The 24,677-nt window shown below is 53.2% G+C and carries 22 protein-coding genes and 2 tRNA genes; 11 read left to right on the top strand and 13 right to left on the bottom strand.

Annotation, left to right across the window (positions count from 1 at the left end; genetic code table 11):
- Positions 1-12: 12 nt before the first annotated feature.
- The 6 genes from ABHF33_RS11275 to ABHF33_RS11250 all read right to left on the bottom strand — a co-directional run bounded on the left by ABHF33_RS11275 (position 13) and on the right by ABHF33_RS11250 (position 5,575).
- A complete protein-coding gene (locus ABHF33_RS11275) occupies positions 13-1,776 on the bottom strand; it encodes an ATP-binding protein (RefSeq protein WP_348944061.1) in 1,764 nt (587 codons plus the stop codon).
- A 47-nt stretch (positions 1,777-1,823) separates the two neighbouring features.
- The gene (gene motD / locus ABHF33_RS11270; protein ID WP_348944060.1) at positions 1,824-2,597 is read right to left on the bottom strand and encodes a flagellar motor protein MotD; all 774 of its coding nucleotides are present in this window, start codon (positions 2,595-2,597) and stop codon (positions 1,824-1,826) included.
- A 73-nt stretch (positions 2,598-2,670) separates the two neighbouring features.
- Positions 2,671-3,609 (bottom strand): S49 family peptidase, encoded by a 939-nt coding sequence (locus ABHF33_RS11265; protein WP_348944059.1) that lies wholly within the window; start codon positions 3,607-3,609, stop codon positions 2,671-2,673.
- The gene (locus ABHF33_RS11260; protein WP_348944058.1) at positions 3,606-3,950 is read right to left on the bottom strand and encodes a Rieske (2Fe-2S) protein; all 345 of its coding nucleotides are present in this window, start codon (positions 3,948-3,950) and stop codon (positions 3,606-3,608) included. The genes ABHF33_RS11265 and ABHF33_RS11260 overlap by 4 nt, the downstream gene beginning before the upstream one ends.
- Positions 3,943-4,599 (bottom strand): HAD-IA family hydrolase, encoded by a 657-nt coding sequence (locus ABHF33_RS11255; protein ID WP_348944057.1) that lies wholly within the window; start codon positions 4,597-4,599, stop codon positions 3,943-3,945. The genes ABHF33_RS11260 and ABHF33_RS11255 overlap by 8 nt, the downstream gene beginning before the upstream one ends.
- Before the next feature lie 4 nt (positions 4,600-4,603).
- On the bottom strand, positions 4,604-5,575 hold the full coding sequence (locus tag ABHF33_RS11250; RefSeq protein ID WP_348944056.1) for an RluA family pseudouridine synthase: 972 nt from the start codon (positions 5,573-5,575) through the stop codon (positions 4,604-4,606).
- A 766-nt stretch (positions 5,576-6,341) separates the two neighbouring features.
- On the opposite strand from ABHF33_RS11250, the gene ABHF33_RS11245 reads away from it, so the two are divergent.
- The 4 genes from ABHF33_RS11245 (at position 6,342) to ABHF33_RS11230 (ending at position 12,015) form a co-directional block, all read left to right on the top strand.
- Positions 6,342-9,242 carry an Rne/Rng family ribonuclease gene (locus ABHF33_RS11245; protein WP_348944055.1) on the top strand — a complete coding sequence of 967 codons (2,901 nt, stop codon included), beginning with the start codon at positions 6,342-6,344 and terminating at the stop codon, positions 9,240-9,242.
- Positions 9,243-9,376: 134 nt separating this feature from the next.
- Complete coding sequence (locus tag ABHF33_RS11240; RefSeq protein WP_348944054.1) at positions 9,377-10,204, top strand: HDOD domain-containing protein; 828 nt, start codon at positions 9,377-9,379, stop codon at positions 10,202-10,204.
- Between the two features lie 165 nt (positions 10,205-10,369).
- Positions 10,370-11,122, top strand: coding sequence for a basic amino acid ABC transporter substrate-binding protein (locus ABHF33_RS11235; protein WP_157315136.1), 753 nt, complete (start codon positions 10,370-10,372; stop codon positions 11,120-11,122).
- Positions 11,123-11,214: 92 nt separating this feature from the next.
- Positions 11,215-12,015, top strand: coding sequence for an amino acid ABC transporter permease (locus tag ABHF33_RS11230; RefSeq protein WP_157315134.1), 801 nt, complete (start codon positions 11,215-11,217; stop codon positions 12,013-12,015).
- 101 nt (positions 12,016-12,116) lie between these two features.
- Here ABHF33_RS11230 and ABHF33_RS11225 read toward each other — a convergent pair whose 3' ends face one another.
- The gene (locus tag ABHF33_RS11225; protein WP_348944053.1) at positions 12,117-13,043 is read right to left on the bottom strand and encodes a LysR family transcriptional regulator; all 927 of its coding nucleotides are present in this window, start codon (positions 13,041-13,043) and stop codon (positions 12,117-12,119) included.
- Between the two features lie 89 nt (positions 13,044-13,132).
- Entirely contained in the window at positions 13,133-14,353 is a 1,221-nt protein-coding gene (locus tag ABHF33_RS11220) for a DUF1615 family protein (RefSeq protein ID WP_348944052.1), read from the bottom strand.
- 192 nt (positions 14,354-14,545) lie between these two features.
- Here ABHF33_RS11220 and infA point away from each other — a divergent pair, with 192 nt between their 5' ends.
- Positions 14,546-14,809: a translation initiation factor IF-1 gene (infA, locus tag ABHF33_RS11215; RefSeq protein ID WP_348944051.1), complete on the top strand. Its 264-nt coding sequence runs from the start codon at positions 14,546-14,548 to the stop codon at positions 14,807-14,809.
- Between the two features lie 175 nt (positions 14,810-14,984).
- On the opposite strand, the gene ABHF33_RS11210 is transcribed toward infA, so the two are convergent.
- Positions 14,985-16,589, bottom strand: coding sequence for an ABC-F family ATPase (locus tag ABHF33_RS11210; RefSeq protein WP_348944050.1), 1,605 nt, complete (start codon positions 16,587-16,589; stop codon positions 14,985-14,987).
- Positions 16,590-16,879: 290 nt separating this feature from the next.
- Between ABHF33_RS11210 and ABHF33_RS11205 the strand changes: the two genes are divergently transcribed.
- The 6 genes from ABHF33_RS11205 to ABHF33_RS11180 all read left to right on the top strand — a co-directional run bounded on the left by ABHF33_RS11205 (position 16,880) and on the right by ABHF33_RS11180 (position 22,068).
- On the top strand, positions 16,880-18,397 hold the full coding sequence (locus ABHF33_RS11205; protein ID WP_348944049.1) for a hypothetical protein: 1,518 nt from the start codon (positions 16,880-16,882) through the stop codon (positions 18,395-18,397).
- 65 nt (positions 18,398-18,462) lie between these two features.
- Positions 18,463-18,552 (top strand) — tRNA-Ser (locus ABHF33_RS11200).
- Positions 18,553-18,617: 65 nt separating this feature from the next.
- Positions 18,618-18,707: transfer RNA gene (locus tag ABHF33_RS11195), tRNA-Ser, on the top strand.
- Positions 18,708-19,061: 354 nt separating this feature from the next.
- Positions 19,062-19,346, top strand: coding sequence for a co-chaperone GroES (locus tag ABHF33_RS11190; RefSeq protein WP_348944048.1), 285 nt, complete (start codon positions 19,062-19,064; stop codon positions 19,344-19,346).
- A 64-nt stretch (positions 19,347-19,410) separates the two neighbouring features.
- Entirely contained in the window at positions 19,411-21,048 is a 1,638-nt protein-coding gene (gene groL / locus ABHF33_RS11185; RefSeq protein ID WP_348944047.1) for a chaperonin GroEL, read from the top strand.
- Positions 21,049-21,165: 117 nt separating this feature from the next.
- Positions 21,166-22,068 carry an ankyrin repeat domain-containing protein gene (locus tag ABHF33_RS11180; RefSeq protein WP_348944046.1) on the top strand — a complete coding sequence of 301 codons (903 nt, stop codon included), beginning with the start codon at positions 21,166-21,168 and terminating at the stop codon, positions 22,066-22,068.
- Between the two features lie 24 nt (positions 22,069-22,092).
- On the opposite strand, the gene ABHF33_RS11175 is transcribed toward ABHF33_RS11180, so the two are convergent.
- The 4 genes from ABHF33_RS11175 to ABHF33_RS11160 all read right to left on the bottom strand — a co-directional run bounded on the left by ABHF33_RS11175 (position 22,093) and on the right by ABHF33_RS11160 (position 24,675).
- Positions 22,093-22,548: an acyl-CoA thioesterase gene (locus ABHF33_RS11175; RefSeq protein ID WP_348944045.1), complete on the bottom strand. Its 456-nt coding sequence runs from the start codon at positions 22,546-22,548 to the stop codon at positions 22,093-22,095.
- A 113-nt stretch (positions 22,549-22,661) separates the two neighbouring features.
- Positions 22,662-23,636: a lipoyl synthase gene (gene lipA, locus ABHF33_RS11170; protein WP_348944044.1), complete on the bottom strand. Its 975-nt coding sequence runs from the start codon at positions 23,634-23,636 to the stop codon at positions 22,662-22,664.
- A 23-nt stretch (positions 23,637-23,659) separates the two neighbouring features.
- Positions 23,660-24,283 carry a lipoyl(octanoyl) transferase LipB gene (gene lipB, locus ABHF33_RS11165; RefSeq protein WP_348946631.1) on the bottom strand — a complete coding sequence of 208 codons (624 nt, stop codon included), beginning with the start codon at positions 24,281-24,283 and terminating at the stop codon, positions 23,660-23,662.
- A gap of 95 nt (positions 24,284-24,378) precedes the next feature.
- The gene (locus ABHF33_RS11160; RefSeq protein WP_348944043.1) at positions 24,379-24,675 is read right to left on the bottom strand and encodes a YbeD family protein; all 297 of its coding nucleotides are present in this window, start codon (positions 24,673-24,675) and stop codon (positions 24,379-24,381) included.
- Between the last annotated feature and the right edge of the window lie 2 nt (positions 24,676-24,677).

Genomic DNA, 24,677 nt, shown 5'->3' with positions numbered 1-24,677 from the left:
CACGCAGCAAAGCTAGGATCGGCCAGACTCGAGTGCAGCCTTGATCGCAGCAGCCAATTGTTCCGGCCGAACCGGCTTGGTAATAAACCCGTCCATACCGGCAGCAAAACAGGCATCACGATCGGCATCCATGGCATTGGCAGTCAACGCGATAATCGGGATTGCACGCTGCGACTGCTGCGCCCGAATCAGCCTGGTGGCTTCCAGCCCATCCATCACCGGCATCTGGACATCCATCAGAACCAGATCAAACTGCTGACTCTGCGCCAAGCCGAGCGCCTCCTCACCATTTTCGGCGCAAATTACCTGATGTCCGGCCGCCTGCAAAATCCGGGTGGCAACCAGACGATTGGTTGGATTATCTTCTGCCAACAGAATACGGAGCTGATTTTCGGTTGCTGCTGGCGCACTTTCGGTGTGAACAGCTTCCTTGGCCGCTTTCAAGGGAATGGAAAATGAAAATTCGGTGCCTTGCCCATGTACGGAATTGACGGTTAATTCACCGCCCAGATAGTCGGTCAGCTTTTTGGCAATCGTGAGCCCCAAACCGGTACCGCCGTACTGGCGCGACAGCGAACCATCACCCTGAACAAAAGCATCAAAAATACGCGCCAGATGGGATGGTGGGATACCAATTCCCGTATCACGCACGGCAAATTGCAGGCGATTTTCGGCCACATGGCAATCGAGCTCGACCCGGCCTGCGTGCGTAAATTTAACCGCATTGCCCAGCAGATTAACCAGAATCTGCTGCAGGCGAATCGCATCGCCGTGCACCCACCAATTGCCGGCATAGCTGGCTTTCAGGATCAACTCGACGTTTTTCTTTTTCGCCGTTACGGCAAACATCTTATTGGTGTTATTGAGCAGCACAGCCAGATCGAAATCTTTTTCGACGATTTCAAATTGCCCTGCCTCAATCTTGGCAATATCCAGCACATCATTCACCAGTGCCAGCAATAAATCGGACGACGATAAAATCACCGCCAGCTCCTGCTGTTGCTGCTCGTCCAGATCCGATTGGGCCAGTAAATTGGCCATGCCAACGATGCCATTCATCGGGGTGCGGATTTCATGGCTGACATTAGCAATAAATTCGCTTTTGGCCCGGCTGGCCGCTTCGGCCGCATTGCGCGCCTGCTGCAAATTACTGACCAGATTTTTTTGCTCAAGCTCAAGCACAATGCTTTCAATAATTGCTTCGTTGTAATTGCGCACGCCTTTAATGACGACGACCATATACATAAAACACATGATCGCCAGCACAGTATCGAGCGAGCCTTGCCCCAGCAAAGCCGACACCAGCACGGGCAATAAAATAAACAGCGTGAAATTGCGAAATGCCTGATAGTGCGCCCCCAGAATCGGTACCGCGCCCGAAACCACGCCCGACATCACAAACGCAGTAAACAGTCGCAACGAGTCGGAGGCGTTTTGCATCAGAATAAAACCGCCTACACCCCAGACCAGACCAGACACATTGACGCCCAGATAAAAGCGCTTGCTCCAGGTGCCATAGTCCACCTGAGCACTCTGGATAGCCTGATGATATTGCTGGGCGGTGTACAAACGCCACAAGGCAATCAGCCAGGTAGACGCAATCCAGTAGCCCAACGCCAACTGGCTCAAATGGCCAAAATACGCCATCGCCAGCACGGCCGAGATTAAAATGCAGATAATTTGCCCGGAAACCGAATTGCGATACACCAGCTTGGTGATGCGCTCTACCACTGCGGGGTGTTTGGCTTTATCTAGGCTTGATTCATGAGCATTCATCAAACAGATTCTCGATGTATTCCGTTTATGGCGTTCAGGGCGGACGATCAGGGGGAGATAACGGCGACTTCATCCTGATTATCGGCCAGAATATTCAAAGTCACACGGCGGTTTCTGGCCCGGCTATCGACAGTATCATTGGATTCAACAGGACGGAATTCGGCGTAGCCCACCGCGACCATTCTTTGCGGTGCCACGCCCGCGCTTTGAAACAGGCGCACAACGCTGGCCGCACGCGCTGACGATAGCTCCCAGTTGCTGGGGAATAAACCGCCGCGGATCGGTTGGTTGTCGGTGTGGCCTTCGATCTGGATCAGATTGTCGGAATTTTTGACCAGATCAGCGATAGCCAGCAGGGCGCTGGCTGATTCTTCCTGCAAATCGGCGCGCCCGGTGGCAAACAGGATCGAATCGCTGATTTCCACCGCAATCCCGCGTTTGGACTGCGTCACCCTGACCTTGCCCTGGTCAATCAAGGAGCCCAGTGATTGGCGCAAATCGCCGGCAATGCCTTGCATCTTCTTGGCTTGCTCTTCAAATTTCCCGGCATTGGGCATCATGGTGGCGCCGGGGATCACAATCAGTTTTTGCGGCGCGCCGGGTGTATTCTGGTCATTCAGGCGAATGGCATCGGCCGATTGTTTGGGCTGCTTGAAGGCGTCGACCAGCGAATTGGACAAGACTTTGTACTTGCCTTCATTGACCGAAGAAATCGCGTACATCACGACGAAAAAGGCAAAGAGCAGCGTAATAAAGTCGGCATACGACACCAGCCAGCGCTCGTGGTTTTCATGCTCTTCGACTCTTTTTCTACGCGCCATATCTGCCTCGATCAATGGGTATATCGCCACGAGCCAATACCAAATTAGCCTACAGCCACATACCCATAGTAGATTATTTCAGCTGCCATTCCATTTTGGCGCCCAGCGTCGTCGCGACGGCGACACCAAGCTGGCGCGCCAAACGGTCAGCGTAGGTAGGCTGTGGCGTGAAATCGACGACGTTATCCACCTTGACCACATCGCGCGCCACACTATCAACCGAGCCCAGCGCGTCGATCAGACCCAGCTTGAGGGCCGATTCACCCGACCAGACCAGACCCGAGAACAGATCAGGATTGTCTTGCACCAGACGCTTGCCACGCCCTTGCTTCACCACATTGATAAACTGCTGGTGCACTTCAGCCAGCATGGTGACCGCTTTTTGCTTTTGCTCTTCGCTTTGTGGCGAAAACGGATCGAGGAAACCTTTATTGGCCCCGGCGGTGATCAGGCGCCGCTCGACGCCCAGTTTTTCCATCGTGCCGGTAAAACCAAAGCCATCCATCAATACCCCAATCGAGCCGACAATCGACGCTTTATCGGCAAAAATTTTGTCGGCCGACACGGCGGCATAATAGCAACCGGAAGCACACACATCCTCAACCACGACATAAAACGGGATTTTGGGATGTTTCTTCTTCAAGCGTGCAATTTCGTCGTACATCATGCCCGACTGCACCGGGCTACCGCCGGGGCTGTTGGCGCGCAAAATCACGGCCTTGGTGTTTTTGTCTTCAAAAGCGTTGCTCAATCCCTGCAAAATCAGCGCACTGCTGGCATCGCTATCGGATGAAATAGCGCCCTGCAGATTCACGACCGCCACATGCGCATCGGCGGAGGCACTCTCGCTCTGCTGACCGCCGACCCAGCCCATCATCAGGGCCAGAATCACAAACAGATAAGTGAACGTCAACAGCTTGAAGAAAATCCCCCAGCGGCGCGCACTGCGCTGCTCTTTCACTGAAGCGGTCAAAATGGCATTGAGCGCATCGCGCTCGATTGAATCACTCATAATTTATCTTCCTCAAGCAGCCAGACTGCATTGTCTTTCTCTTCAACGGGTAATTTTTTCAAGCGCCGCCCGCTACACGGCCCTCCCAGACACAAACCCGTGGTCGGATCATAATATGCGCCGTGCGTCGAACAAATCAAATATTGCCGGCTGAGATCAAATACATCACCAGGGTTGAAATCAAGCTCGATCGGAATATGCGCGCATTCGTTCAGGTAGGCGTAAACCTGACCATCATAGCGCAAAGCAATCGCTGGCCTCATTACGCCCGCCAGCAAGACCTGAAAGCGCACCGCCAGACCACGCTCAAGCAATTGCGCCGAGCTGCAAATTTCAACCATGGGTCAAAATCCATTCAATCAGCGAATTAAAATCGTCAAACAAAGCCAGCGCTTGCAAATCAAGCAGGGCTTCGCCTTCGTGCGCGCCGTAGGTCAAACCCAAGCTCGCCGTGCCAGCATTCAAAGCCAGCTGCAAATCATGGGTGGTATCGCCCACCATCACAGCACGCTCGGGCTCTACAGCGGCATACCCCAGGATGTATTCAAGCATGGCTGGGTGGGGTTTGGAAAAAGCTTCATCAGCCGTGCGAGTAACTTCAAAAAATCCCCCCAGCTGCGTGGCCTTGAGCACGCGATCGAGCCCCGCGCGCGATTTGCCAGTGGCCACCGCCATGCGGAAGTTGGCAGCACGCAAACGGGCAAGCCCTTCTTCCACGCCATCGTAAAGCTTCAAATCCTGATCTTTGGCCAGAAAATGCGTGCGGTAAGCATCAACCACCTGGCGAATCTGCGCCTCGGTCGCATTGGGCGCCAGATGCGCCATCGCCTCGCCCAGACCATAACCGATCACATAGCGCGCCTCCTGATCGCTCGGCACCGCTAGCCCGACATCGTCAAAAGCCCGCTGGATTGAGCGCGCAATCATGCCGGTGCTGTCCATGAGCGTGCCGTCCCAATCAAAAACGACCAAATCAAAACGTCGTGACATAGCCCTAACCTTGCGTGTTGGATTGATTGGAATTGAGTTGATGAATATAAGCCTGCAAATCAGCAGGCAACGGCGCTTCCAACGTCATTTTCTCGCCAGTGAGCGGATGGTTGAGCGTCAAGCGCCAGGCATGCAAGAACATCCGGCGCAGGCCTTGTTTGGGTAACGCCCGGTTCACCGCCGAATCGCCATATTTATCATCGCCCAGAATCGCGTGACCACTGGCCGATAAATGCACGCGGATCTGATGCGTACGGCCGGTCTTCAATTCACACTCCAGCAAGGACGCGCTAGGCCAAGCTTGCTGGCGATTGACCACTGTGTGCGAGCTAAGGCCATCGGCATGCACTTTGACGCGGCGCTCGCCATCGGGCGTTTCGTATTTCAGCAATTTCATTTTGACGTGACAGCGCGTATGCGGCCAGACACCTTCGACCAAGGCGAGGTAACGCTTGTCAATGCCATGGCTTTCGCGCAGCACTTCGTGCATTTTCACCAAAGCACTGCGTTTTTTGGCCACCAGCAACAAACCCGATGTTTCGCGGTCAAGTCGATGCACCAGCTCTAAGAACTTCGCTTGCGGGCGCTGCGCGCGCAGTAATTCGATCACGCCAAAGCTGATCCCCGAGCCGCCGTGTACGGCAATACCCGCCGGTTTATCAATCACTAGCAGTGCATCGTCTTCATACACAATCGGCAATTGCATCGTATCGGCAGCGGCCGTGGCATTGTTGGGCGCTTTGGGCTGCTCGGCGACACGCACGGGTGGCAGGCGAATCACATCACCCGCACAAACGCGCGTCGTGACATCAGCACGGCCTTTATTCACCCGCACTTCACCCGAACGAACGATGCGATAAACATGGCTTTTGGGCACGCCTTTCAGGCGCTTAAGCAAGAAATTATCGAGCCGCTGACCGGCATCTTCTTCATCGACCGTCACGAAGCTCACAGACGCTTTGCTAGTCTCGGACATATTGGCATATACTCTATGGCACGCTGCAATATAAAGCAGCTGGTTATCCCGCAAAGGCTCTGCCTTTACGGGATGAGTCAAGACCACAGCAAACGCGTTTGCGCAGACCTATTTTGGCTGCCGGCTACGAGCTGTCTTGACTCAATATTGGAATTAATAATCGCTTATTTTACAGCGAGTACCCTACTTTCACGATTGTGATTTCTTTCCCGCCGTAACGGATGACGTTGCCTACTCGACATAGAGCAGCTGCGCGGGACTCACAAAATGAAAGTGTCTGGTGTACAACGCTAGTGAAAGCAGTGATTGGCGGTTATGACGCTCACCGCTCAACAAGAAGTAGCGATGGTAATTGATTTATTACATTAGCGCACTCACCGGATTTTATACGCCTAGCCATGCCAAGACGCTGGCTGGGTGTTCGCCCGACAGAGCATACAGATCACCGGAGTAACGATACCCAGTTCCTAAGCCAATACGATTTTCCGCCAAACTAGCCCACGGCTAGGCCTTTAGCTTTGAACCCCGTTCAGCTTGCTTTAATTCCAGCTTGTCGATGCGTTTGAATTCAAACCGCAAACGAAAGCCTGCCCCATCGCGCTGCATGCAGCCTCAAACCTGATACAAGCAGGGGCGAAGATGGTGAATACCAGCAATGAGCGGCCAGCAAAGGTTGCAATTTTGTATTGCCGAACTGCCGTCACAATCGATCTGCCTGTCAAAATCCACAGTTCTGCCGTGGGGTGCGCGCAGGAGCCCTACACCCATGAAGCGTATGCTTTTTAATGCAACCCAAGCCGAAGAGTTACGCGTTGCGATTGTCGACGGCCAGAAACTGATCGACCTCGACATCGAAACTGTCGGCAAAGAACAACGCAAATCCAATATTTACAAAGGCATTATTACCCGCATCGAGCCGTCGCTCGAAGCGTGTTTTGTCGATTACGGTTGCGATCGCCACGGCTTTTTGCCCTTCAAAGAAATCGCCCGTGCTTACCTCAGCGAAGGTGATGGTGGCCGTGGTCGCATCGCTGATAGCCTGAAAGAAGGCCAGCAACTGATTGTTCAGGTGGAAAAAGACGAGCGTGGCAATAAAGGCGCGGCACTCACCACTTACATCAGCTTGGCGGGGCGTTACCTCGTGCTGATGCCAAATAACCCACGTGGCGGCGGCGTATCGCGTCGCATCGAAGGCGAAGAGCGCAATGAATTGCGCGCCGCGATGGATCAACTTGAAACGCCAAACGGCATGAGCCTGATCGCACGCACAGCAGCGATTGGCCGCAACGCCGAAGAATTGCAGTGGGACCTGGGGTATCTGCTGCAACTCTGGCGTGCGATTGAAGGTGCAGCCAATACCCAGACTGGTGCCTTCCTGATTTATCAGGAATCCAGTCTCGTTATCCGTGCAATTCGTGATTACTTCCAGCCTGATATTGGCGAATTGTTGATCGATAAGCGCGATATCTACGAGCAAGCTCAGCAGTTCATGAGCCACGTGATGCCGAACAATGTGCATAAGGTGAAGTTCTACCAAGACGACGTGCCATTGTTCTCGCGCTTCCAGATCGAACACCAGATCGAAACCGCCTACTCGCGTGAAGTGAGCCTGCCATCAGGCGGCGCCATCGTGTTGGATCGTACCGAAGCCTTGTGGTCAATCGACGTGAACTCGGCCAAAGCCACACGCGGTGGCGACATCGAAGAAACGGCATTGCGCACCAACTTGGAAGCGGCCGATGAAATCGCGCGCCAGATGCGTTTGCGCGACGTTGGTGGTTTGATCGTGATCGATTTTATCGACATGGAAAACCCGAAAAACCAACGCGACGTTGAAAACCGCGTGCGTGAAGCGCTTCATCACGACCGTGCTCGCGTGCAAACCGGCAAAATCAGCCGTTTTGGTTTGATGGAATTGTCTCGCCAACGCCTGCAACCATCACTGGAAGAAACCAGCCATATCGCCTGCCCACGCTGTCATGGCACAGGCTTTATCCGCGGCATCGAATCATCGGCCTTGCACATCCTGCGTATCATTCAGGAAGAAGCGATGAAGGAAAACACCGGAGCCTTGCATGCTCAAGTGCCAGTGGATGTTGCAACCTTCTTGCTCAATGAAAAACGCGCGGAATTGTTCGCCGTTGAAGCTCGCCTGAAAGTTGGCGTGATGCTGATTCCAAATATGCATTTGGAAACACCAAACTACAGCATTACTCGCGTGCGCTCGGAAGACGTATTGTCTTACGAAGATGCCCTGCCATCATACCGCATGGTGGAACAACCTGCCGAAGAAGGTTACAAGCCTGGCAAAGCCAAAGAAGAACAAGCCAAGCGTCAGGAAGCGGCGGTGAAAGGCATTACGCCAGCGCAACCGGCTCCCGCCAGCACCGAACGTGTTAGCAAACCGGAAGTAAAAGTGGCACCAGCACAAACTTCGTTGTGGAAAAAAATCGTCGCGTGGTTTAGCAGCGAGCCGGAAGCTGCAAAACCGGTTGAAGAAGCCAAGCCTGCACCACGCCAACCACGTGGTCGCAACGAGCGTCGTAATGGCCGCTTTGATCGTAATGAAAATCGCGAAAATCGTGAAGGCCAAGCGCCACGCGAGCGCAGTGAACGCGGCGAAAAAGCCGAACGTCCGGAACGTACTGATCGCAACAACCGTTCTGGCAAACCACGCATCGAGGAAGACATCCAGAAACGCGAAGAGCGTCAACAGCGCCCTCCTCGTGGCGAGCGTCAACCGCGCGAAGAGCGCCAGCGTCAGGAAGCGCGCGCAGAGCAAGTGCAGGAGCCATTGAATACACCTGCACTAGAGCTGAATGATGCAGCGACCGCTGAGCCAAGCGCGAATACAGAAGCAAATGGTGAAACACGCAATCGCCGTCGTCGCAGCCGCCGTGATCGTCGCGACCGCAATGATCGCACTCATACGGCTGACAACAGCACGACAGCAGACACCGAAGAAGTTACAGCACCTGCCTTTGTGCCTAACGAGGTGATCTTGCAGCAGCAGGCCCAACAAGCGGCAGAAACCGCACAGGCCACCGCAGTAGCCGAAGCAGCACCAGTTGCGACACCAGCGGCAAGCGAGCCAAGCGCTCCAGCGGTAGAGCTTGTGAAAGTACAGGTAGAAGAAGCAACACCCGTGGCAGCATCGGCGACCATCGCAAGCGAAGCAGCCTCTACCCCTGTTACTGAGGCGGTACAAACTGCAACTGAAAACACTACAAGCAGCGCAGCTGCAGACGTTACGGTAGAAATAGCCAGCGAAGTACCTGCTGCAGAAGCAGCCAGTGCTGAGCCAGCACCAATTGTTGCTGCCGTCGCGGAAGTAGCACCTGTTGCGGCTACGGAGTTTGTTGTAGCCAGCCCGGCCGAAGTCGGCCTGACTCAGGTTGCGACACGCGCAGAGCCAAGCCCTGCTGCCGAAGCCGAGCCAGCGCTACCACAACGCCGTCGCCGCAAGGATGTGCAAAGCAACACCACTGAAACGACAGTGACTGCGGAGCCATTACAACTGGTTGAAACCCGCTCTGCAGCGGCTGTCGCAGCGGAAGAAGTTGCCGTTGCAGCACCTGCTCGCCGTCGCCGCAAAGACGTACAGGCGAGCGTCTCAAATGAAGACAGTGCGCAAGCCACACTCGCCCAAGTAGAAACCAAGCAATAAACTGACATCACCCTGAAAAAAACCACACCCAAAAGGTGTGGTTTTTTTATTTTCCAGCTAGCAGAGCCCGTTCGTCTGTTCTAGTATGGAATTGGTTTTAAACCGATAAGAAAAATGCCCACGGGAGTGTTGTCATGAAATTGGAAGAAGTGTTCGAACAAACGCATAAACTACCAACGATTCCAAAGGTAGTACAAGAATTGATCGATAGTTTCAGCAATGACGATATCGACATCGACACCATTGCCAAAAAGATCGCGCTAGACCAGGTTATTACTGCCAAAGTATTACGTTTGGCTAATTCAGCCCATTTTGGTGCCAGCCGCCAGATTGGTTCAGTCCAAGAAGCCGTGGTGGTCTTGGGTTTTAATACCGTCAGAACTCTGGTTGTCGCCTCGGGCATCACAGGTGCATTTGTCGCTACTCCGGGTTTTGACCGCAAGAAATTCTGGAAAAACAGTCTGCAAGTGGCCACGGTCGCCAAATGGCTCTCCAAATTAGCCAAAATCAACGGTGAAGTCGCCTTCACTGCGGGCATGATTCACAATATTGGCGAAATGCTGATTCACATTGTGGCACCCGAAATTGCTGTCAAAATTGACCAGTTTGTCGAAAACGGCGCAGCCGACCGGGTGGCACTGGAAGACAACAATATCGGTTTTGACTACGTCATGGTTGGCGAAGAACTTGCCCGCCGCTGGAATTTCCCGGTGGCGATCCAGCAAGCGATCAAATACCAAAATCAGCCTAGCGATCAGGAGCCTTCAGACAAACTCTCGGCAATTTTGCATCTAGCCAAAGTCATCACTCACCAATTGCAGGAATCGGCATCCAGTGACGAAATGGCAGCAGCCATTTCTGAAAGCATTACCCAACTGGCTGGTTTGGATCACGGCGGCCTTATTGAGAAACTGGTTGAATTGGCCGATCTCTCTAGCGGACTGGACGAATTAATTGCCTAATTGGCAAACTGAAGTTTTTGCATCAAAGTCGTGGCCATAGAGAAAAATAGGGAAAGACCTGATTATCTCAATAGCTAAAGCTTACTAGCATCAGGGCAGAGCATTGAAACCGTAAGATCGGTTATGATGTCTGCCCTTTTTCTTTACATCGCTGGAGAATTCACAATGTTGCGCACCCCATTTCGCTTCTTAACTACAGCTCTACTGGCCGGTCTGATGCTCAATGCTCCAGCGCATGCCGCCAAAACCTATCAGGTTGCTACCGATGCCGCTTATGCCCCGTTCGAATCGCTGAACGAGAAAAAAGAAGCCGTTGGCTTTGATATGGACATCATGAAAGCCGTTGCCGCCAAAGCAGGGCTGAAGATCAAGTTCGTCAACACCCCTTGGGAAGGCATTTTCGCCTCACTGAACAATGGCGATCGTGACATTGTGATTTCAGCGGTGACCATCACCCCGGAACGCAAGCAATCCATGGATTTCTCTGAGCCTTACTTTGAAGCCAAACAGCTGATCGCTGTTGGCCAAAGCAGCAAAGTCAGCAAGCTGGCAGATCTGAAAGGCAAGAAAATTGGCGTACAAACCGGCACAACCGGCGATGAAGTAGCGCAAAAGCTGCTCGGCAAAACCAGCCCGAATATCAAACGTTTTGAATCAACGCCACTGGCGATTCAGGAACTGCAAACTGGCGGCGTTGACGCGGTGATTGCTGATAACGGCGTTGTGGTTAACTACGTGGCCAACAATCCTAAAGCCAAGCTTAAAACCATTGATGATGCGACATTTGCCAAAGAGTACTACGGCATTGTGGTGAAAAAAGGCAATAAAGCGCTGCTGGATCAAATCAATAAAGGCATCGCCGCAATCAAGGCTGATGGTACTTACGACAAGATTTATAAACAGTATTTCGGCAAATAAGGCATCGGCCTTTTTGGCTCATTAGCGAAGCACAATAAAGCGCAACCTTGAGTTGTGCTTTATTGTCTTGAGCGAACAGATTGGTACACGCAATGGATTTCAATCAATTTTGGCAACAAGTGCAGCATGCCGTCCCGCTGCTAGAAAACTTCCAGCTCCAGATGGTCTGGGAGTATCGTGAGCTCTTTATCGACGGCATCAAAATGACGCTGGGCATTACGCTGATTGCCGTTATTTTGGGTACGCTGATCGGCTTGTTTGCCGGCATGGCACGTCTGGCCGACGTCAAGCACGGTCCGTGGAAGTATCCGGTCAGATTTTTTCTGCGCTGGCCCGCCACCGCTTATGTCACTTTTTTTCGTGGCACACCGCTCTTTGTACAGATTTTGCTGACCCACTTTGCCGTCATGCCCCTGCTGGTTCACCCAGACCATGGCTTGATTCTAAGCGGTGAAATGGCTTCAACACTGCGCCAGGAATACGGCGCTTTTCTATCCGGCCTTGTCGCCCTCACGCTCAATGCCGGTGCCTACATCACCGAAATTTTTCGCGCCGGGATTCAGTCGATTGCCAAAGGGCAGTTTGAAGCCGCCCGCTCGCTGGGCATGAGCTACGGCCAAACCATGCGCTTTATTATTGTGCCGCAAGCCTTTCGCCGCATGCTGCCGCCGCTGGGCAATGAAGCGATCATGCTGCTTAAAGATAGCTCGCTGGTTTCCGCCATTGGCTTGGGCGAGCTGGCCTACGCCGCCCGTACGGTGGCCGGCGCCTATTCACGCTACTGGGAACCCTACCTGACCATTTCACTGATCTATCTGATCATGACGCTGGTACTGGCTGCCGGGGTGAATCATCTGGAGAAACGCTACCAGCAAAGCGGTGGTATTCACTAAGCCGCCTGTTCTGCTCAATGAAAAAGCCCGCAATGCGGGCTTTTTCATTGAAGGGTATGCCCCTCTAAATTAATACTGGAAATACTTTCAGCAATATACCCCTAAGGGATATAAGGCATGGCAATTTCGTCGCTGCGGCGAATGCCTGCCGTTGCCGTTTTGCATAAGTCCAGAAAAGCCCCCATGCTGGGCGTCTGGTATTTCTGCTTGTGCACCACAAAATGAAATTGCCGCGCCAGATCCAGCCCCGCAACATCCAGCGGTACCAGGCTACCGCGCCGGAAGGCGTCTTTCAGCGCCAGCCGCGAAATACAACCAATACCAAGGCCGGATTCAACCGCGCGTTTAATCGCTTCGGTATGCTCCAGCTCCAGCCGGATATCCAGCTGCGACAAAGCGTGGCGCATGGCGAATTCGAAGGTTTGCCGCGTTCCCGAGCCCTGCTCGCGCACAATCCATGATGCCGCCACCAAATCTTCAAAGCTGACTTTTTTCTGCTGCGCCAACGGATGCTGCGGCGCGGCAAAGACGACTAGTTCATCGGCAACCCACGGCAAGACAATCAAATCTGGGTGCTGGCAATCGCCCTCAATCAGCCCCAGATCCAGCTCAAAATGCACCACCTGATTCACAATCGTCGCGGTGTTATGCACGGCCAAGCTCACGCGACACCCCGGATGCTGGCGCATAAAATCACCAATCAGCAGGGTTGCCAGATAATTGCCTATCGTCAGCGTAGCGCCAACACGCAAAGGGCCAAAGCCATGCTGGCCACTGAGCATGGCATCCATGCTTTGCACCCGGTCGAGCAATTCAATCGCACGCGGCAGCAGCAGCGCACCCAATTCATTGAGCTGCAAGCGCTTGCCAACGCGGTCAAACAGCCGCATCTCATACTGGCGCTCCAGCTCGGCCAGCGCCGTGCTGGTTGCCGATTGCGACATTTTCAACTGCTCGGCGGCGCGCGATACACTCTCCCCCTGCCCCACAGCGACGAAAACTTCCAATTGCCTCAGGGTGAATTTCATTCTGCGCCTTCAATAAAATTGAATTGATTAATCCAAATTATAAATATAGGCGGCAGGCGAAGCAATCATCGACATCGGCAATCGGTGCATCAAAGCCGCTTCATGCAGGTGTCGTAACGCCATTTAACCCGGTTGGCAAACCATTCGGTGGTGAGCTTGCGGGTAATTTTCGGGCTCTTCAAATCAATCTGCGGCATGCTGGCGCGCGGCCAGCTTTTGCCGTTGCGCTCGGCCAGCGCATACACTTTTTGATACAGGGGCGACTGGGCAAACGCATTGAGTTTTTCCAGCTTTAGATCGCGCAAAATTTCATCCCGACTCAGGCCCAGCTGCGTAGACATCCCGTACAAAGCCGATTGCACACTGCTGGTGCCGCTTGGATTGCCATTCTGGTAGCGTAACAAATCACCGTCTTCAACCAACTCCTTGCCACTCAGATGCGATACCACCTGCTGAAAGGCCGCGTTGCGGCTGGCATAGCGCCCGGCATTAAAATCGGCAAAGCGATACACCATATCAGTATAGGGCGCTGGATATTGCAGCAGAATGGCTGTACCAAAATACACCCCTCCCCGGCGAGTAAATACTTCGCTGCGCACGCTGCCTTTCATCGCATACGGATAAGGCCACACTTTGACATGCGACTGGGCAAACTCGATGCTCACCTGCATGGGCCCGCCAGTACGAATCGGGTTTTTCATATTCAGCGGCAAGTTCAGATTCTTGGCCTCGGCCGCCAAATCTTCAAATAGATCGTTCATTTCACGCTCGGTGCGCAAGCTGTCAATGCGGGCTTTGTAGCTTTTTCCAGTGGGCGATGTTTTCAGCAGCGCGGTCTGCACCGCAAGCAGCGGCAGATGATATTTTTCTGCCCGATCTTCAATCGCGCCCCAGACAATTTTTGGCAAACCCGGCACCACCGGATCGCCTTGCCAGCTCGACTCCTGCTCAATGGTGGCGGCCAGCGCGCAAATATATTCCGGCGTATAGGCCAGCTTGAGCGCGGTAAACGCGTCGAGCATATCGTCAATCCAGCCCTCGCGATCTGGCATTTTGGCGGGGAGTAGCTTGCCCATCAGTACCCGCCCCTGCGCCTCGCTGATCTGCGGACGCGCGCTCGGCCTCACCGTTGGCGCTGTGCTGGGTATTGGGCTCACGCTAGGCGTAGGCTGGGGAGTTTGGGCAGGCATGCTCTGCGCTGTTGCGGTGGGCTCCGGGCTCACGCTAGGCGTGGCCAGCGGCGCTGTTACGGGCTGGCTGGCACAGGCAGCAAGGAGCAAAGCCGCGCTTAATATCAAGATCCGACGCATTGGTATTCGATTCCACTTCATAGAGGCGGCAAGCTTAAAGTTGCTGCTACACTGAATCAAGCATAAATACAAATGGTTACGCTCAAAAACGCACAAAAAGTGGCGCAATTTTCGGCTAAAACCTGTATAGTTCGCCCTTATTTAAAAAAATGACGCTCAAACAGATCGGCGTCAGCCTTACTGGAATAAAGCATGTCAAAAGAAGACGTAGTTGAAATGGAAGGTGTTGTGGCCGAGGTTTTCCCGGACACGCGCTTTCGTGTAACTCTGACGAATGGGATCGAAATCACTGCCTACGCTTCAGGCAAGATTCGTCAAAACCACATCCGTATTATCGCGGGCGACCGTGTGACTGTTGAAATGTCACCCTATGACTTGACCAAAGGTCGCGTCACTTTCCGTCACAAAGACGAGCGTGGCGGCCCTCCTGCAGGTGGCAACTTCCGCCGCCGCTAATACGGGTATAGCGCCGTAAGCCAAGTGCATACTGGGCTACAAGGCAATACCCCAAGACCGAGCTTAGGCTCGGTTTTTTATTGCCCTTCACACCGCATCACAAAGCAATGCGCACCATAAAAAAAACCCAGCCAGCGCTGGGTTTTTTGTTTGAATACCTTCAATACTGTACAGCTTATTCCAGACCACGGCTTTCGAGGTATTCCTCGTAACCACCCAGGAAGTGGGTGTACGTACCATCGCCATTCAATTCCAGAATCTGCGTCGCCAAAGACGATACAAACTGGCGGTCGTGCGAAACGAAAATCAGCGTACCTTTATACAGCTCCAGCGCCATATTCAACGACTCGATCGATTCCATATCCATGTGATTGGTTGGCTCATCCATCACCAGCACGTTTGGCTTTTGCAAAATCAGCTTGCCGTACAGCATGCGGCCTTTTTCACCACCCGATAGTACTTTGACCGATTTTTTCACATCATCGCCGCCAAACAACAGGCGACCCAAGATGCCACGAATCACTTGGTCATCATCACCAGGCTGGCCCCATTGCTTCATCCAGTCAAATAGCGTGATGTCTTCAGCGAAGTCTTCTTCATGATCCTGCGCAAAATAGCCCGGCTCGGCTTTTTCTGCCCATTTGATCGTACCGGCATCCGGCTCCAAGACCCCCACCAGCATTTTCATCAGCGTCGATTTACCCACGCCATTCCCACCGATCACCGCCATTTTCTGGCCCGCTTCAAAAATGAAGTTCAGCTTGGAAAACAGCGTTTTGTCGAAGGCTTTGGATACATTGGTCATTTCAAACGCTTGGCGATGCAGCTTTTGCTTCTCGTCCATTTCAAAGCGGATATACGGGTTCTGACGTGAAGATGGCTTCACTTCAACCATACCTTCCTTGATCTTGTCCGCCAGTTTCAAACGGCTGGTCGCCTGACGGCTTTTCGATTTATTCGCCGCAAAACGCTGCGCAAACGCCTGCAACTCGGCCACGCGCTCTTTGGCCTTGCTGTTATCGGTCAGCGCGCGCTCGCGAGCCTGAGTCGATGCCAGCATATAATCGTCGTAATTACCCGGGTAAATCTGGATATTGCCGTAATCAACGTCGGCCACATGCGTACACACCTGATTCAAGAAGTGACGGTCATGGGAAATAATGATCATCGTTGAATTACGCTCGTTCAACGTGTGTTCCAGCCAGCGAATCGTGTTGATGTCCAAGTTATTGGTCGGCTCATCGAGCAGCAGCACGTCAGGGTTACTGAACAGCGCTTGCGCGAGCAAAACGCGCAATTTCCAACCCGGTGCCACATCTGACATCGGGCCATTGTGCTGCTCAATCGGCACGCCCGCGCCAAGTAGCAATGCGCCCGCGCGCGCTTCGGCGGTATAACCATCATATTCAGCGACCAAGCCTTCCAGCTCGGCAGCACGCATATAGTCGTCCTCGGTCGCATCCAGATTGGCGTAAATGGCATCACGCTCGTGGATCGCCGCCCACAATTCAACGTGCCCTTGCATCACGACATCGAGCACGCGCTGATCTTCGTAGGCAAACTGATCCTGCTTTAATTTACCGAGGCGAACGCCCGGCTCGAGCGAAACATTACCTGCACTCGGCTCCAGATCGCCACCGAGGATTTTCATAAAGGTCGATTTACCGCAACCATTGGCGCCAATCAAACCATAGCGATTACCATCGCCAAATTTTACCGAGACTTTTTCGAACAGTGGCTTGGCGCCAAACTGCATCGTAATGCCATTAGAACTAATCATATTGTGCGTGTGCCCTATCACCATCAGCGAGAAGAATTCGCTCAAGCTCGCCGCAAAGCGCGCAGCCAAGCGGCTGAAAACGCAGTATTTTATCACAGCCCCTGCGTCTGGTTTTGTAATTACAAAACAGCATGATTCGGGCAAAATGTGCGCAACATCACATTACTGCAACAGCGCGGGCACTATATCTTGGAAAAACAAAGGCAAAGCTTGCCGCAAAGCCAAGAACACGTTTATCGTTGCAGGATAAAAATATATTTAATAATTAAGGCATAGCTAGGAATAACCCTATGTTTGACTTTAAAAGTCTGATCGGGGCGCTGCTCGGAAAACGCGAACAAGAAGGCGTCCACAACTACAAGTCGGCCACGATTATGATGCAGGAGCTCCCCGAGAGCGACATCCTGCAAGCGCAAATCGAAATTGTAAAAGCACTCAAACAACTTAATAGCAACCCGAAAACCAGCGCCAAGGAACGCTTTAAAACCGTTCCTTACTTGGATGAAAAAGCCCGCTCACTGCAGGCGCATCTGGTGGAAATCTATCAGGGCAAAACACTGGACGACGGTGCCAGCCCGAAGCAGGTTTTACCGACCTTACTGGCATTCTGGAACGATATGGGCGATGCCTATCGTTTCTGCGTCAAACAAGCCAGCCAAAGCCTGCCACGCGGCCTAGAAAAAGAGCTGCAAGTGTTTACGCTGCGCGGCATCATGTATTTTGTCGAACAGGCTCGCTGGTCTTATTTGCGCTACATGGAAGTCGATAGCCGCACCTGGCGCAACTTGAACCGCCTTTACCTATACGCCGAGCAACAGGGTTTTGCCTCAACCCCTTTGCAGCCGTATCCGGAAATGGAAATCACCGACGTGCGCCGCGAATACATGGTGCTGATGATGCTGTCGCTGGCGCACCCGGAAAAAATGCAATCGGCGCAAATCGAGCTGGTGACCCAGTGGCTCAAGCGCTGGGTTAGCCGGATCGATCTGGAAACCCAGATCAACCCCAACCGCCAGCTATTTGCCATTAATGTGGCCGGATCAACCCCACCCAAACGTTTGCGCCGCGATATGGTCGGTGAAAACTGGCGCTACTGGTTTACCGAAACCTTGGTTTTGCACATCAAGGAAACCATCGAAAAACTAAATCAGGGCGAAGAAGCCAGCCAGTTGGGGCTGCCACCGGATTCGGCCAATGCCGCCAATCTGGACTTGATGCAACATCTGATCTCGCTCTGGTCACGCGACGCACCAGCGCCGGTACGCAAGTCGGAGCGCCGCGCCACGCAAAAATCGATTAATGTCACACGCGGGCTCGATGATGTCATCAGCCATCTGCGCGGCACGCCACCGCAGCAATCGAGCCGGGATCGCTGGACGATTGATAATGAAAGCGCCACCGGCTTTGGCGTGAATTACCAGACAGATCGCGAAGACGCGCTGCAAGTGGGTGAAATCGTTGGTATGGATGGTGTCGGCATGAGCCCGGTTTCGGTCGGCATCGTACGCCGCATTACCAAAACCCGCGAAGGTCAGGTGAATGTCGGCATTGAAACGGTGTCGCAAACGCCCATCGTCGTTGAGCTCACGCCGCTACTGGGCAATCGCAGTTTTTTTGGCGTGTATTCGCCAGAAAACACCACGATCAACCAGAATCGTTTCCTGGTCGTACCGCAAGCGTTTTTTGCCGACAATCGCGAATTCCGCCTTGCTGCGCAAGGTAAAACCTACCGCATCCGGCTCTCACCGGCGATTGAACACACGGCCAATGCATCACTGGCTAATTTCGCTGTTTTGGAAAAATTGTAAAAAAAATTGCAAAAAAGCGAGACAAGCGCAAAAAACCTTGCTAATATGCGCACCTATTCAAGAACGGAAGCGTGGCTGAGTGGTTTAAGGCAGCGGTCTTGAAAACCGTCGGGGATGTGAGTCCCCCCAGAGTTCGAATCTCTGCGCTTCCGCCAATGAATACATAAATGAGCTCTGACGCTGTCGGGGCTTTTTTATTCGAAATACAATTTAAAAGTACGGAAGCGTGGCTGAGTGGTTTAAGGCAGCGGTCTTGAAAACCGTCGGGGATGTGAGTCCCCCCAGAGTTCGAATCTCTGCGCTTCCGCCAAAAATTCCAAAATGCCCTGAGCTTGCTCAGGGCATTTTTCATTTCCCCGGGGTATTGCCCCGCAGAGCAGTCTGCTCCTAGCCTTCAGGCATATACCCCAAGCAAAAATCCAGCAGCATCACCTACTGCAACCTCGTCTGCGAAAGACACAACGATCGCCAGCACCAACAACCGCCACTTTTAGAACAAGCAAAGCTGCTGCCCCGTAAAAAGCCGATGATTTTTAGCGTCAGCCTCTTGAAAAGCCCTGCACTCGCCCCTACTATTTAGCACTCAAGCGCAGAGAGTGCTAAATGCCTCTTCTGCCAATCAAATTCTGAATTAACGAACTTGTACTCAGGAGTTTTAAACACCATGAAAATCCGTCCATTGCATGACCGTGTTGTGATCAAGCGCGTTGAAGCTGAAGAAAAAACCGCATCAGGCATCTTGCTCGCAGGCAGCGCAGCAGAGAAACCGGATCTGGGTGAAGTGATTGCAGTTGGTGCAGGCAAAGTACTGGACAACGGCAGCGTTCAAGCGCTCACCGTTAAAGTCGGCGACAAAGTATTGCTGGGCAAATACGCGCAAAGCGTGAAAATCGACGGCGAAGAGCTGGTTGTTGTCCGTGAAGAAGAAATTTTCGCGATCGTTGAGTAATCCCACAATCAAACATTGTTTCCCGGCATTACGCCGGATGATCATGAATTTGGAGAATTGAAAAATGGCTGCAAAAGAAGTTCTGTTTGGTGATAACGCACGCGCAAAAATGGTCAACGGCGTTAACGTATTGGCGAACGCAGTGAAAGTGACTTTGGGCCCTAAAGGTCGCAATGTGGTTCTGGAGCGCTCTTTCGGCGCGCCAACGATCACCAAAGACGGGGTATCTGTTGCCAAAGAAATCGAATTGAAAGACAAATTCGAAAACATGGGCGCACAAATGGTCAAAGAAGTGGCGTCTAAAACTTCTGACATCGCCGGTGACGGCACCACAACTGCAACCGTATTGGCGCAAGCCATCGTGCAAGAAGGCATGAAATACGTTGCGGCCGGCATGAACCCAATGGATCTGAAACGCGGTATCGACAAAGCGGTAGTGACTTTGGTGGGCGAGCTGAAAAACATCGCTAAGCCTTGTACAACCAGCAAAGAAATCGCTCAAGTTGGCTCGATCTCTGCCAACTCTGACGAAATCATTGGCGAAAAAATCGCTGCTGCAATGGACAAAGTCGGCAAAGAAGGCGTGATCACCGTTGAAGACGGTTCAGGTCTGGAAGACGAATTAGACGTGGTTGAAGGTATGCAGTTCGACCGTGGCTACCTGTCACCGTACTTCATCAACAACCCGGACAAACAAATCGCTGCACTGGACAACCCGTTCGTACTGTTGTTCGACAAAAAAATCAGCAACATCCGTGATCTGCTGCCAGTACTGGAACAAGTCGCTAAAGCAGGCCGTCCACTCTTGATCATCGCTGAAGACGTAGATGGCGAAGCGCTGGCAACTCTGGTTGTGAACAACATCCGCGGCATCTTGAAAACGGTAGCCGTTAAAGCCCCAGGCTTCGGTGATCGTCGTAAAGCGATGCTCGAAGACATCGCGATCTTGACTGGCGGTACTGTGATCGCTGAAGAAGTTGGCTTGTCACTGGAAAAAGCTGACTTGTCATTGCTCGGTCAAGCTAAACGCATCGAAGTGGCGAAAGAAAACACCACCATCATCGACGGCGCTGGCGCTGAAGAAGCGATCAAAACTCGCGTTGCGACCATCCGCAAGCAAGTTGAAGAATCAACGAGCGATTACGATCGCGAAAAACTGCAAGAGCGCGTGGCTAAATTGGCCGGCGGCGTTGCAGTGATCAAGGTTGGTGCAGCAACTGAAGTTGAAATGAAAGAGAAAAAAGCACGCGTTGAAGACGCGTTGCACGCGACTCGCGCGGCGGTTGAAGAAGGTATCGTGGCAGGTGGTGGCGTTGCGCTGCTGCGTGCCCGTTCAACGATTACCGAGCTGAAAGGCGCTAACGCCGATCAGGACGCGGGTATCAAGATCGTTCTGCGTGCCATCGAAGCGCCATTGCGCCAGATCGTACAAAACGCAGGCGACGAGCCAAGCGTTGTGGTTGCCAAAGTACTGGAAGGCAAAGGTAACTTCGGTTACAACGCAGCTTCTGGCGAATACGGCGATATGGTTGAGATGGGTGTACTCGATCCAGCCAAAGTAACTCGCTCTGCACTGCAACACGCGGCTTCTGTAGCCGGTCTGCTGTTGACGACCGATTGCATGATTGCCGAATTGCCGAAAGATGATGCACCTGCAATGCCAGACATGGGCGGCATGGGTGGCATGGGCGGCATGATGTAATTTGCCCCAGCGCAAAAAAACGCCACTGGCTCCACCGGTGGCGTTTTTTTTACCTTGAACTTCATACCCGCAATCGGTAGAGTTTGACGACAGCACCTAAACGATAAAGAGATTGTTTTGACACCTGCAGTTGTGGCCTTACTGGGTAATGATGGCGATTTCTACCCGCACCACCTTGAGCAACAATACCCGCGCATACTGGAGCAGGTTGTTGCGCTGTGGGGTAGCGAACAGCTCGAGCCTTTTATCAGCGAGCTGGCCGTCGATGAGCGCGGCACGCGCCAGGGCTTTCCGCCTGCAGTGGCATCCGAGTTATTTACACTTTATCAGCTGCATACCCAGCGCTTTGGCGGCGAGCCCGAACAGGAACAAACCTGGGATCATGTCAAACTGCAAGACGACGGGCTGAGCTTTTACGAAGTCAACGGCACGCAAAAAGATTACTTTCAAGCCGCCGAAACCGGCAATACGCTGCGCGTGCTGGTTCACCTGAAGGCAGGCATCAACATTGAAACGGGCGATGAATATGGCAAAACCGCGCTAATCTGGGCGGCGACCCAATCGCATCTTGCGCTGGTTGGCCTGCTGCTATCGCGCAATGCCAATACCGAAACACGCGATCTGGGCGGCTTTACCGCTCTGCACTGGGCTGCAGCTGCTGGCAATCTATCGTCACTGGCGCTGCTGCTTGAACACGGTGCGGCGGTGAATGCGCAAAGCAAGGCCGGCATTACTCCGCTGATGCAAGCCGCATCACGCGGACACCATGCCGCCATCCGCACCTTGCTCGAAGCCGGGGCCGATCTGGGCCTGCTGGACGATCACGGACAATCCGCGCTGAGTTATGCCCTGCAAACCAACCACTATCGCAGCAGCGAAACCTTGCTACTGCAATTTGCCAAGCTAGATCCCGCCAGCAAAAGCAAGCATCAGGCCACGCTGGCCCAGGGGCTGAGCCATACCAACCCGGACATCCGGCAACTCTTCATCAAGCATCGCTTCGATCTGCAAGTTGGCTAAGGCCCACCTCCCCCGCTGTTTGACTTAACCATTCGCCAGGCGGATATTGCGCCGCGCCAAAGCTTCGTCCCAGCGTTGCTGCTGCACCGGGTTGCTAATCTGCAGCGCCGGGATGGTCAGCGGCGTGCCCTGGGCGCTCATGGCTACCATGGTGAAATAACAGCTATTGGTGTGTCGCTGCGTTTGTTCGCGGATATTTTCTGCCACCACCCGGATGCCCACTTCCATCGAGGTGCGCCCGGTGTAGTTCACGCTGGCCAGAAAATGCACCAGCTCGCCCACATTGATCGGCTGCTTGAACATCACCTGATCCACCGACAATGTCACCGCATACGCACCGGCGTATCGGCTGGCGCAGGCGTAGGCCACCTGATCAAGCTGCTTGAGCAAAGCACCACCGTGTACCTTGCCAGAAAAATTGGCCATATCGGGCGTCATCAACACCGTCATGGCCAGCTCATGCCGTGGTAAATCGCTCATATACCCTCGCAATGTATTGCTCTGAAAAGCATATTATTCGCTTGCTAGTGGGCAATACCAATAAAAAACGGGGCAATGCCCCGTTGTTTGATGTTGCTGCAACACGCAAACGCTCAAAGACCTGCATTATGCGCCTGCTGATCAGCATGGTATGAACTGCGAACCATTGCGCCAACGGCAGCGTGTTTGAAGCCCAGCTCGTAAGCACGTTTTTCAAAAGCCTTAAACTGATCCGGATGCACGTAGCGCAATACTGGCAAATGACCATTCGATGGCTGCAGATACTGGCCAATGGTAATCATGTCGATGTCGTGCGCGCGCATGTCTTCCATAACTTGGTAGACTTCTTCGTCCGTCTCACCCAAGCCCACCATAATGCCGGATTTGGTATTCACCTGCGGGTACAGGCGTTTGAATTCTTTCAACAGATCGAGCGAGTGCTGGTAATCCGAGCCGGGGCGAGCCTGCTTATACAGGCGTGGCGCGGTTTCCAGATTGTGATTCATGACGTCGGGCAAGGCCTGCGCAAAAATATCGAGCGCGATGTCCATGCGGCCACGGAAATCGGGCACCAGCACTTCGATTTGCGTCTCAGGGCTTAACTCACGCGTTTTCTGGATACACTCAACAAAGTGTGCCGCACCGCCATCGCGCAAATCGTCGCGATCAACCGAGGTAATCACGACATATTTGAGTTTGAGCGCGGCGATGGTTTCGCCCAGATGGCGCGGCTCGTTTTCATCGAGCGGATTGGGGCGGCCGTGGCCGACGTCACAGAAGGGGCAGCGCCGCGTACAGATGTCGCCCATGATCATGAAAGTGGCCGTACCCTTACCGAAACATTCGCCGATATTCGGGCACGACGCTTCTTCACAAACGGTATGCAGCTTTTGCTCGCGCAGGATTTCCTTGATTTCGTAGAAGCGGCTATTGTGGCTAGCGGCCTGAACGCGAATCCATTCGGGCTTTTTCAGCTTGGTTTCCAGCTGCACGATTTTGATTGGAATACGTGCAGTTTTGGCTTCGCCCTTGAGTTTGACCCCAACTTCTTTGCCTGGTTTTGCCGGTGTTTTGATTTCTTCAGTCATTTTTTTCCCGATAACCGTACAAACTAAACGGTTAAAGTTTTGATTTGGTGGGCAATTTTGTCCGCCATTTTAGCGGCTAATGTCGCGGGTGTCTCGTCAAGGCCAAAATCAGCCATGCGCGTGACCTGCAAACCCTGATAACCGCAAGGATTAATCAGGCCGAACGGCGCTAGATCCATGCTCACATTCAGCGCCAGCCCGTGATAACAGCAGCCATTGCGAATCCGCAAGCCCAGACTGGCGATCTTGGATTCGGCGTATTCATCGCTGACATACACGCCGGGCGCGTCGACTTTGCCATACGCCGCAATGCCATGATCGGCCAGAATGCCGATGACGCTGTTTTCCAGCTTGCGCACCAGATCGCGCACGCCCATTTTGTAGCGGCGCAAATCGAGCAGCAAGTAAGCCACTAGCTGGCCGGGGCCGTGATAGGTCACCTGCCCGCCGCGATCAATCTGCACCACCGGAATATCGCTGCTGGCCAGAATATGCTCGGCTTTACCCGCCTGCCCCTGCGTAAAGACCGGCGGGTGCTCCAGCAGCCAGAGTTCGTCCACCGTCTGCGCATCGCGCTCGGCGGTGAAACGCTGCATGGCTTGCCAGACGGGCTGGTAATCAACTTGGCCCAGCTGCCGCACACGCAGCACATGCGCAAATGGCTCTAAGGGTATATCGCTGTAGGGCAGAATGGATATTGCCTGTAGATCAATACCTGCCAATGTATCTTCAGCAAGCATCATTACAGAACACGCAATACCAGCGGGTGGGCGCGCAGTGCAGTGTCGAGTGCGTACACCTGATCAATGTGCTCGAATGTCACCATCAGCGTGGCCGAAAAATAGCTGCCGGCGCTCGAGGCACGAATCGTGATGTGTTCTTCCAGAAACACCGGTACCAGCTCGCGCGTCACGGCCAGCACGGCGGCACGAAATTCGTGTTCGGCGATGTTTTTATGGCTGACCGCTTTCACGGGAATCAGGGCAGGAAAAGTCACCAGATCTTCAAGTTTCTGGTTCGGAATATCAATTAAAGCCATAT

It is taken from the genome of Chitinibacter sp. FCG-7, from assembly GCF_040047665.1.
In the GTDB taxonomy this organism is placed as follows: domain Bacteria; phylum Pseudomonadota; class Gammaproteobacteria; order Burkholderiales; family Chitinibacteraceae; genus Chitinibacter; species Chitinibacter mangrovi.
Note: the sequence above shows the minus strand (reverse complement) of the source record. Positions and strands in the feature narration are given on the sequence as shown.